This window comes from Micromonospora sp. NPDC049139 (genome assembly GCF_055586845.1).
Genome location: NZ_JBVJHK010000011.1, coordinates 57,037 through 64,691, shown reverse-complemented (window position 1 = coordinate 64,691; position 7,655 = coordinate 57,037). Strand labels below are relative to the sequence as shown.

The window sequence follows — 7,655 nt, the reverse complement described above, 5'->3', positions numbered from 1 at the left end:
CGTACGGCTGCGCCCGGCCACCACGCCGGGCGAGGATCGCAACGACGGGTGCACGAGCGTCTACCTGGGCGAGCGGTACGGCTGCGCCCGGCCACCACGCCAGGCGAGGATCGCAACAAGGTCGTCGCCTACACCGCGGCGGGCGCGGCGACTGTGCTGCGCCCGGCCACCACGCCGGGCGAGGATCGCAACCGGAACGCCGGCGGGGTCTGCGGCGCCGTGTCATAGGTGCTGCGCCCGGCCACCACGCCGGGCGAGGATCGCAACGTGCTGGTCTGCCCGGCGGGTGCCGGCCAGGGCTGGTGGCTGCGCCCGGCCACCACGCCGGGCGAGGATCGCAACGTCCGGGTCAGTGGGTTGGTAGTCCCGGCAGGCTGGCCGCTGCGCCCGGCCACCACGCCGGGCGAGGATCGCAACGCCGCCAGCTCAGCCTCGGTGGGCAGGCGCGAGCCGGGCGCTGCGCCCGGCCACCACGCCGGGCGAGGATCGCAACTCGGCGATGTGCGGCCGGATCTTCGCGGTGGGCGGGTGCTGCGCCCGGCCACCACGCCGGGCGAGGATCGCAACACCCGGCACACCAGCGACTGAACGTCTCCTGCGGTGCTGCGCCCGGCCACCACGCCGGGCGAGGATCGCAACGACGTCGAGGACCGCGACCTGATGCGGCAACGCACCTGCTGCGCCCGGCCACCACGCCGGGCGAGGATCGCAACGGCCGCGACGGCTGCGGGTCCGTGCCAGCAGGCGTCCGCTGCGCCCGGCCACCACGCCGGGCGAGGATCGCAACCTGTCGGCGGCGTCGATGGGCGCGCTGATCCCGACGCGCTGCGCCCGGCCACCACGCCGGGCGAGGATCGCAACTGCACGTCGACCAGCAACACTCCAGCCGGAACCGGGCTGCGCCCGGCCACCACGCCGGGCGAGGATCGCAACAACGGCAGCTACCGGCTGTCCGTCAAGGGCGAGGACGGCTGGGCCCGGCCACCACGCCGGGCGAGGATCGCAACATCGCCCGCAACGTCGCCAGCGTGCCGTTCCACGCCTAGCTGCGCCCGGCCACCACGCCGGGCGAGGATCGCAACGACCTGGACGACTACATGCGCGCCGACCCGCGTACCCGCGCTGCGCCCGGCCACCACGCCGGGCGAGGATCGCAACACCGTCACCACGCAGACGGTCACCCCGACGGCCGTGGCTGCGCCCGGCCACCACGCCGGGCGAGGATCGCAACGCGTACGGGGCGAACGCCACTGTGCCGATCCGCAACGGCTGCGCCTGGCCACCGCGCCGGGCGAGGATCGCAACGCCAGCTCGCCGACCTGGCTGACGCCCCCGGCCATGGGCTGCGCCCGGCCACCACGCCGGGCGAGGATCGCAACTGCGTGATCTGGTGGAACGCGCTCAGGTCGGGCACCACGAGCTGCGCCCGGCCACCACGCCGGGCGAGGATCGCAACTCCAACTCGTCGACGCGGTGGACGAGTGCGGCGCGCTCGCTGCGCCCGGCCACCACGCCGGGCGAGGATCGCAACGCAGCATGAGCACAGTGACACAGGACGAGCGGGACCGGGCTGCGCCCGGCCACCACGCCGGGCGAGGATCGCAACACGTCGACCGCCGCGCCGCTGCACCGTGGCGGCGGCGCGCTGCGCCCGGCCACCACGCCGGGCGAGGATCGCAACCGACCCTGCGTAGGGGCAGCCGCGGAACGCCCGTCAAGCTGCGCCCGGCCACCACGCCGGGCGAGGATCGCAACTCCGTCACCGACGGGAACGAAAGCTGGGTCGTGATCGAGGCTGCGCCCGGCCACCACGCCGGGCGAGGATCGCAACACCGGGCATCACCAAGCACCCGAACGCACCGCCGGCACGCTGCGCCCGGCCACCACGCCGGGCGAGGATCGCAACTCCCACCTGGAGGCGTGGGACGTCCGCCGCTGGCTCATGCTGCGCCCGGCCACCACGCCGGGCGAGGATCGCAACGGCGAGCGGCTCACGGCCGCCATCTGCGTCTGCATCGTGCTGCGCCCGGCCACCACGCCGGGCGAGGATCGCAACCACGTCACCACGGGCGGGGACTGGCTGCACAACCGGGGCTGCGCCCGGCCACCACGCCGGGCGAGGATCGCAACTCCCGCTTGCCGCGCCAGGCGGTGACGCGTGCCCGGGTGCTGCGCCCGGCCACCACTCCGGGCGAGGATCGCAACAGGTCGCAGCCGCCCAACTCGTAGGTGATGGCCCGCGCTGCGCCCGGCCACCACGCCGGGCGAGGATCGCAACGTCAGCAGGAACGCGAGAATGACGCTCAGCAGCACGCTGCGCCCGGCCACCGCGCCGGGCGAGGATCGCAACCAGGTGTCCGGCCCCCTGACCACCCCTCGCGGCAGGGCTGCGCCTGGCCACCGCGCCGGGCGAGGATCGCAACGTGGGTCTACAGCCTGGGCGGCCGGCAGGACCATCGCTGCGGCTGGCCAGCAGCCGCGCCGGGCGAGGATCGCAACGACGGGTTCGACACGATCGCCGAGGCCGTCGCGATGCTGCTGCGCCCGGCCACCGCGCCGGGCGAGGATCGCAACTCCACCACGACGCCGCCGCCGGCGGCGACGGGCACTGGCTGCGCCCGGCCACCGCGCCGGGCGAGGATCGCAACATGCGGCGCAGCCATGGGCACAGCCAGGGGCGGATGGCTGCGCCCGATTGTCCTGCTGCTCTAGCTGTTTCCCTCGGACTTCCGTTGTGGGCTCTGTGTACTCCTGTCGCCCTCACGTGCTGCTTCCTCGACCCGTAGGAGGTTGTCGATGATCACGGCGATGCCCTCTTGTGCAGCGGGTGACAGCTTGGTGATTGCGCGGGCCATGACCCGGACGCGCCGGTTTTGCTCTTCTGGCTCCTCTTGGTCTCCGAGCAGGTAGCCGGCGGGTACGTCGAAGAACTGGGCAAGCGCGCGGAGTGTGGACGCCTTCGGGTTGATGCGGGGTCCACGGAGCAGGTTCCGTATGCCTTCCGGCGTGATGCGGTGGCCGGCTTTGGTCAGAGCCCTGGCCACTTCGGCCTCCGTGTACGGGGGCCGTCCCTCCCCTTTGGCGTCGAAGAGTGCGCGGAGTCTGGCTTGGGTGAGGGCGGAGGCTGCTGCCTCTGCCTGGTCGGTTGGCTTGTCGGTCATGGCGCCCCCCAACTGCAACCACAGTTGGTCGCAAACCGAACTGTAGTTGACGCCTCTCTGTGACGTGTGCTTAGCTCGCGGTGTCGCTTCGGCAACTGTGGTTCGGATTCTTGCGAACTGAAGTTGGTTGGAGCGTAGCGGATCGGGCTGTCTCCATCCAGATGGCTTGCCGATCCGGGCGGCAGCCTCCAGAGGGATGGTGCGCCGCCGTGGGGCCTGCTCGTCTGGTCAGCGTCCAGGTCGTGACAGTAACGGGGGACCGACATGCGTCGAGGTAGCGGCGCTGGTCAGTGCTGTACGGCATGCCTTACGGGGAGGCGGACGTGCTGAGTTCATCGGACGAGCAGCCCGAACCGCTCGCTGACCGCGCGCCCGGAACGGGCGGGCGGGGTGGCGAGCGGCGAGAGCCGGCGGGCGGGAGGAGGGCCCTCCCGCCGGCTCCACGCCCCGAGGAGATCGCCGCGCGAGCCCTGGCCTCCGCCCCTGCGCGACCAAGGATCGGGGGAGAGCCGGCAGTGCGGGAGATCCCGCGCGAGTTCGGGGCTGGCACGCGGGTGGAGACGCTGTGGTGGCGTGCAGCGTCGCTGCGGGCGGGATGTCCGCTGGTGTGTGTGTCGTCTGCGGACGGTGGGGTGGGCCGCTCGGCGCTCACGGCTGCCTTGGGCGGTCTGCTCGCGCTGGCTGTTCCTGACCCGCTGGTGGCGGTCGACGCGACCCTGCGGCCGTGGGGCGGTCTGGAGCATCGGGTGGCGCGGCGCAGCGCCTTCACCGTGTGGGACGCCGTGATCACCGATACGGGGCTGGCCGACGGTGACGCGGCGGAGCGGCTCATGCAGGTCGGCCCTACGGGGCTGCGGGTGCTGGTCGGCGAGAGCAAGTTGCTGGCGCAGCGGCGCCCACCGACCTGGCCTGAGCTGTTCGGCGTGATCGGTCAGCTGCGCTCGGTCTACCGCCTGGCGCTGCTGGATTTGCCGACGGCGGATACCACGCCGACGTGGCGAGCGCTGGGGTGGTCGACGGTGCCGGTGTTGGTGTCGAGAGCGACGGTCGATGCGGTGCAGCACACCCTTCGGCTGCTGACTCATATGCGCTCGGCCGGTTTGAGTCATGTAGTGGACCGCGCGGTGGCGGTGGTCATGGCGATCTCACCGTCGACCGCCAGGGAGGTGCGGGCGGTGGAGCAGTTGGCGAGGCAGACCGCCGCTGCGCTGGTGCGGGTGCCGTATGACCCGGTGCTCGCGCGGGCGGATCCGCTTGACCCGCGGGCGTTGAGCAAGGCCACTCGGTCGGCGTTGACGGAGGTCGCCGCGGCGGTGATCGACCGGTGCCCGGTGGGCTCTGCGGCTGCCTCGGTTACTGATCTGCCGGCCTCAAACGGGGAGGACTAATCATGTCGGTGCATTGGATTGCGGCGGTGGTGACGGTGCGGGCTCCGGCAGCGGCGGCGCTGCTGGCGCCGACCCCGACACCGGAGCCATCGGGTGGGGGCTTCGACTTCAGCCGGATCAGTCCGGATCCCGCGGCCGTGCCGCGATCGGACCTGTTCTACAAGCTGGCCAACGCCGCTCTGTTCCTCGGGGTGGTGTCGGCGGTGGCCGGGCTCGCGGCGGGGGCGATCGCGTTCGGCATTGGTCCGATCTTCGGCGCCCACATCATCAGCGACCGTGGCAAGTCGATGATGTGGAAGGCCGGGCTGGTGGCGATCGTGGTGGGGTCCGCCACGTCGATCGTCGCGTTCCTGCTCACCGAGATCTAGCGGGTGGTGGGCATGCGTAGAGCGGAGTTCAAGCCGGCCGCCGGCCGCCGGACGTCCGTCGTGGCCGCCGTGCTGGCGCTGGTGCTGCTCGCAGGCGCGGCGTTGTTCGCCGTCGGACGCGCAAGCGCCCCGGGGCAGCAGGTGACCGTGCGGTACGCCGAGCGGGTGCAGGCCGGGGTGCCGGTGGGGTTCCCGGGCACGCCTCGCGGCGGCGGGGATGCGGCGGCGGCCTACACGCAGGTGCTTGCCGCCGCTGGTGCGCGGCCTGCGGCGACCAGGCAGGCGGTGACGGACCTGATCGTGGCTGAGGGGGCTACGTCGGCGGTGGAGCCGCTGGTGGGTCCGGCGGCGGGCGGGGCGACGATCTCTCAGACGGTTGTGGCGCGGGTCTGGGTGCCGGATGCCGATCTCGACGTGGTGGTGCCCGAGGACCGTCAGGTGTCGGTGCGGATGCTTGTTTGCACCCTGAGCGGCGCCGCCATGACCGGCAACACCACAGACCTGAATATCGGGTTGGCGGGCGGCTGGTACGTGCAGTCGGCGACGGTGCGGTGGTCCCAGGGCCGGTGGCGGCTGGTGACGGCGGAGCGTCCGATGCCAGTGCCACCGCCGGATCAGCGCGGCGCGCGCCGTGATGGTGGACCGCGGGACATACAGCCCCTGGTCGACGTGCTCAGCGCCCGGTCGTGGGCGCCGGGGACGGTGTGACCGATGGCCGCTGCGCCCGTGACGCTTCGGCTGCTGCTGGTGGCGTTCTCGCTGTTGACCGTGGGGATGGTGGCCCCGGGGCGGGCTTCGGCGGCACCGACGCCTGCCCCGGCGCCATCAGCTTCGGCCTGCCTGGCTCCGCCGGTCGATGCCCGGCCCGGTAGCGGTGCGGAGCAGTTGACGCAGCCGCAGGTGAACTGGTGCCTGCCGTGGGTGCGGTGGCAGCCGGGCGAGGGCTGGACGACGGTGTGCAGTGCGGCGGCGAGCGCCGCCGATCAGGAACGCTGCGACGCGGTGGCGCTGACGGTGCAGTCCCCGCCCCCGGACGGCACGCCGTCGGTGCTCGATGAACGGCTGCCGGCCGCCGGTGAGCAGCCGGTGCGCTGCGAGCGATTGGACGCGAGAGCCACGCAGGACAAGGCCAACGCTGAGCGGTGGACGGCGAAAGCGGACCGCTGCCGGGCGCTGCGCACGTCTCTGGTAGCGAACTCGTCGCTGAAGGCGTCGTCGGAGTGCGGGCCGCTGGATGTGGCGTGCCAGGTGAGCGCGCAGGTCAAGGATGTCGCACGCACCGGTTTCGAGGGCCTCGCGGATGTCGCCGTCGCTGGGTTCGCATGGGCGCTGGGCAAGCTGGCCGAAATCGTATTCACGCAGTCCTCCACCGTTGCCGACGAGCCGTTCTACGGCGTCTACAACGACATCAGCGGGGTGCTGATCGTCATGGTGCTGGTGGTCTTCGTGATCTCCACGGCGGTCAACGGGCTGCGGCTGAGCGGTCCTGGGCCGCTGTCCAGCCTGGGCGGGCTGGTCCGCGCGATGTTCGGCATCGCGTTCGCTGGCGGCATCGCCTACCTGCTGATGGCGGCGTGGGATGAGGCGACGGTCGCGCTGATCGCCCGCAACCAGCAGCGGGACTGGCAGCCGAGCATGTGGGTCGACGCGCTCAACTCGCTGACCGCGGACAGCGGCACGATCCTGCTGGCTTTCGTCGTCGCGGTCGTCGGCGTGATCGGGCTGGTGTTGGTGTTCGTGATGCTGCTGTTCCGGTCGCTGCTGGCCGCCGGGGCGGCGCTGTTCGGGGCGATGGCGATGACCGGTCAGGTGATGGCCGAGACCCGCGCGTGGGGCCGTAAATGGTTCTGGACCTGCAACGCGCTGGCCAGCTCGAAGTTCTTCATCGCCGCGTTGTGGATCTACGGCACCCGCACCACGTACGAGAGCGACAACGTCGTCAACGTGCTGCGGGGCCTGTTCATCATCGTGCTGATGGTCCTCGCGCCGTGGATTCTGCTGCGGTTGACGAGCATGTGGGACGGCTACCTCGCCGATGTCGACGCCCGGAGTTTCCTGACCTCGGCAGCCGGGGCGGTCGGGCTGGACGTCGCGTCGCGTCGCTTGGCCGGGCTGCAGCCCGGCGGTGGTGGGGATACGGACGCGGCGTCGCTGATGCAGGGCAACTCCGAGGCCATCCCCACCAGCCCGACTCCTCCCGGCGGGCCCGCCGCTGCGCTTGCCGGGCTACCCGACGCGGTCGAGGCCCTGGACGGCCGAGGGGACAGCAGCCAGTTCGGCGAGCCTGCAGGGGAGACGGGCGGCGAACAGGCCGGGGGTGAGAACGCCGACGAGGCCGCCGGTGTGGAACGGGACTCCCGCACCGCTCAGGGCGACGTGACACGTGGGCAGTTGACGGTGCCCGGTGACGCAACGGGTGAGCAGGGCGCGTTGCCGGTGACGCCGAAGGCGGCCCGCGAGCAGGCGTCCGCGCTGACCGGACCGGACTCCGGCCGGGACGCGGCGGGCACCGGCGCGTCACCTGCCGGTGACGGTGGTTCCGGCGCGGGCAGCCATTCGTCCGGACCGGAAGCGGGGACGCCGGGTTCCGGCGGTACGGCGCTGCCTCCGCCCGACGAAGACAGCGCCGCCGGGCGGGCGAACGGCGGGGCGGCTGGCCGGGCCGGCGGAGCGGCCGGTGGGCAGAGCGCCGCAGCTGGCGGGGCCGCCGAAATCCCGATCGTGCCGGTCTAAACGGG

General features: G+C 72.5%; 6 protein-coding genes and 1 CRISPR repeat array. Of the genes, 4 read left to right on the top strand and 2 right to left on the bottom strand.

Translation table 11 applies throughout. From position 1 onward, the window contains the following. Positions 1-6: 6 nt before the first annotated feature. A CRISPR array of direct repeats spans positions 7-2,423; the repeat unit is 37 nt; unit sequence GCTGCGCCCGGCCACCACGCCGGGCGAGGATCGCAAC. 6 nt (positions 2,424-2,429) lie between these two features. Both ACZ6Q9_RS19580 and ACZ6Q9_RS19575 read right to left on the bottom strand, forming a co-directional pair. After that, on the bottom strand, positions 2,430-2,663 hold the full coding sequence (locus tag ACZ6Q9_RS19580) for a hypothetical protein (protein ID WP_466021416.1): 234 nt from the start codon (positions 2,661-2,663) through the stop codon (positions 2,430-2,432). A gap of 45 nt (positions 2,664-2,708) precedes the next feature. Further along, a complete protein-coding gene (locus tag ACZ6Q9_RS19575; protein ID WP_396827228.1) occupies positions 2,709-3,161 on the bottom strand; it encodes a hypothetical protein in 453 nt (150 codons plus the stop codon). Positions 3,162-3,676: 515 nt separating this feature from the next. Here ACZ6Q9_RS19575 and ACZ6Q9_RS19570 point away from each other — a divergent pair. The 4 genes from ACZ6Q9_RS19570 to ACZ6Q9_RS19555 are packed head-to-tail and all read left to right on the top strand — an operon-like array spanning position 3,677 to position 7,650. Next, positions 3,677-4,549 carry a MinD/ParA family protein gene (locus tag ACZ6Q9_RS19570; protein WP_396827226.1) on the top strand — a complete coding sequence of 291 codons (873 nt, stop codon included), beginning with the start codon at positions 3,677-3,679 and terminating at the stop codon, positions 4,547-4,549. Positions 4,550-4,551: 2 nt separating this feature from the next. Further along, on the top strand, positions 4,552-4,917 hold the full coding sequence (locus ACZ6Q9_RS19565) for a hypothetical protein (protein WP_396827224.1): 366 nt from the start codon (positions 4,552-4,554) through the stop codon (positions 4,915-4,917). Positions 4,918-4,977: 60 nt separating this feature from the next. After that, complete coding sequence (locus tag ACZ6Q9_RS19560; RefSeq protein ID WP_396827222.1) at positions 4,978-5,625, top strand: hypothetical protein; 648 nt, start codon at positions 4,978-4,980, stop codon at positions 5,623-5,625. A gap of 3 nt (positions 5,626-5,628) precedes the next feature. Beyond that, on the top strand, positions 5,629-7,650 hold the full coding sequence (locus tag ACZ6Q9_RS19555; RefSeq protein WP_396827220.1) for a hypothetical protein: 2,022 nt from the start codon (positions 5,629-5,631) through the stop codon (positions 7,648-7,650). Positions 7,651-7,655: the final 5 nt, after the last annotated feature.

Excerpts from the sequence above, each read along its gene's own strand:
- ACZ6Q9_RS19580 (WP_466021416.1), bottom strand. The coding sequence starts at position 2,663 with ATGGCTGCGCCGCATGTTGCGATCCTCGCCCGGCGCGGTGGCCGGGCG.
- ACZ6Q9_RS19575 (WP_396827228.1), bottom strand. The coding sequence starts at position 3,161 with ATGACCGACAAGCCAACCGACCAGGCAGAGGCAGCAGCCTCCGCCCTC.
- ACZ6Q9_RS19565 (WP_396827224.1), top strand. The coding sequence starts at position 4,552 with ATGTCGGTGCATTGGATTGCGGCGGTGGTGACGGTGCGGGCTCCGGCA.
- ACZ6Q9_RS19555 (WP_396827220.1), top strand. The coding sequence starts at position 5,629 with ATGGCCGCTGCGCCCGTGACGCTTCGGCTGCTGCTGGTGGCGTTCTCG.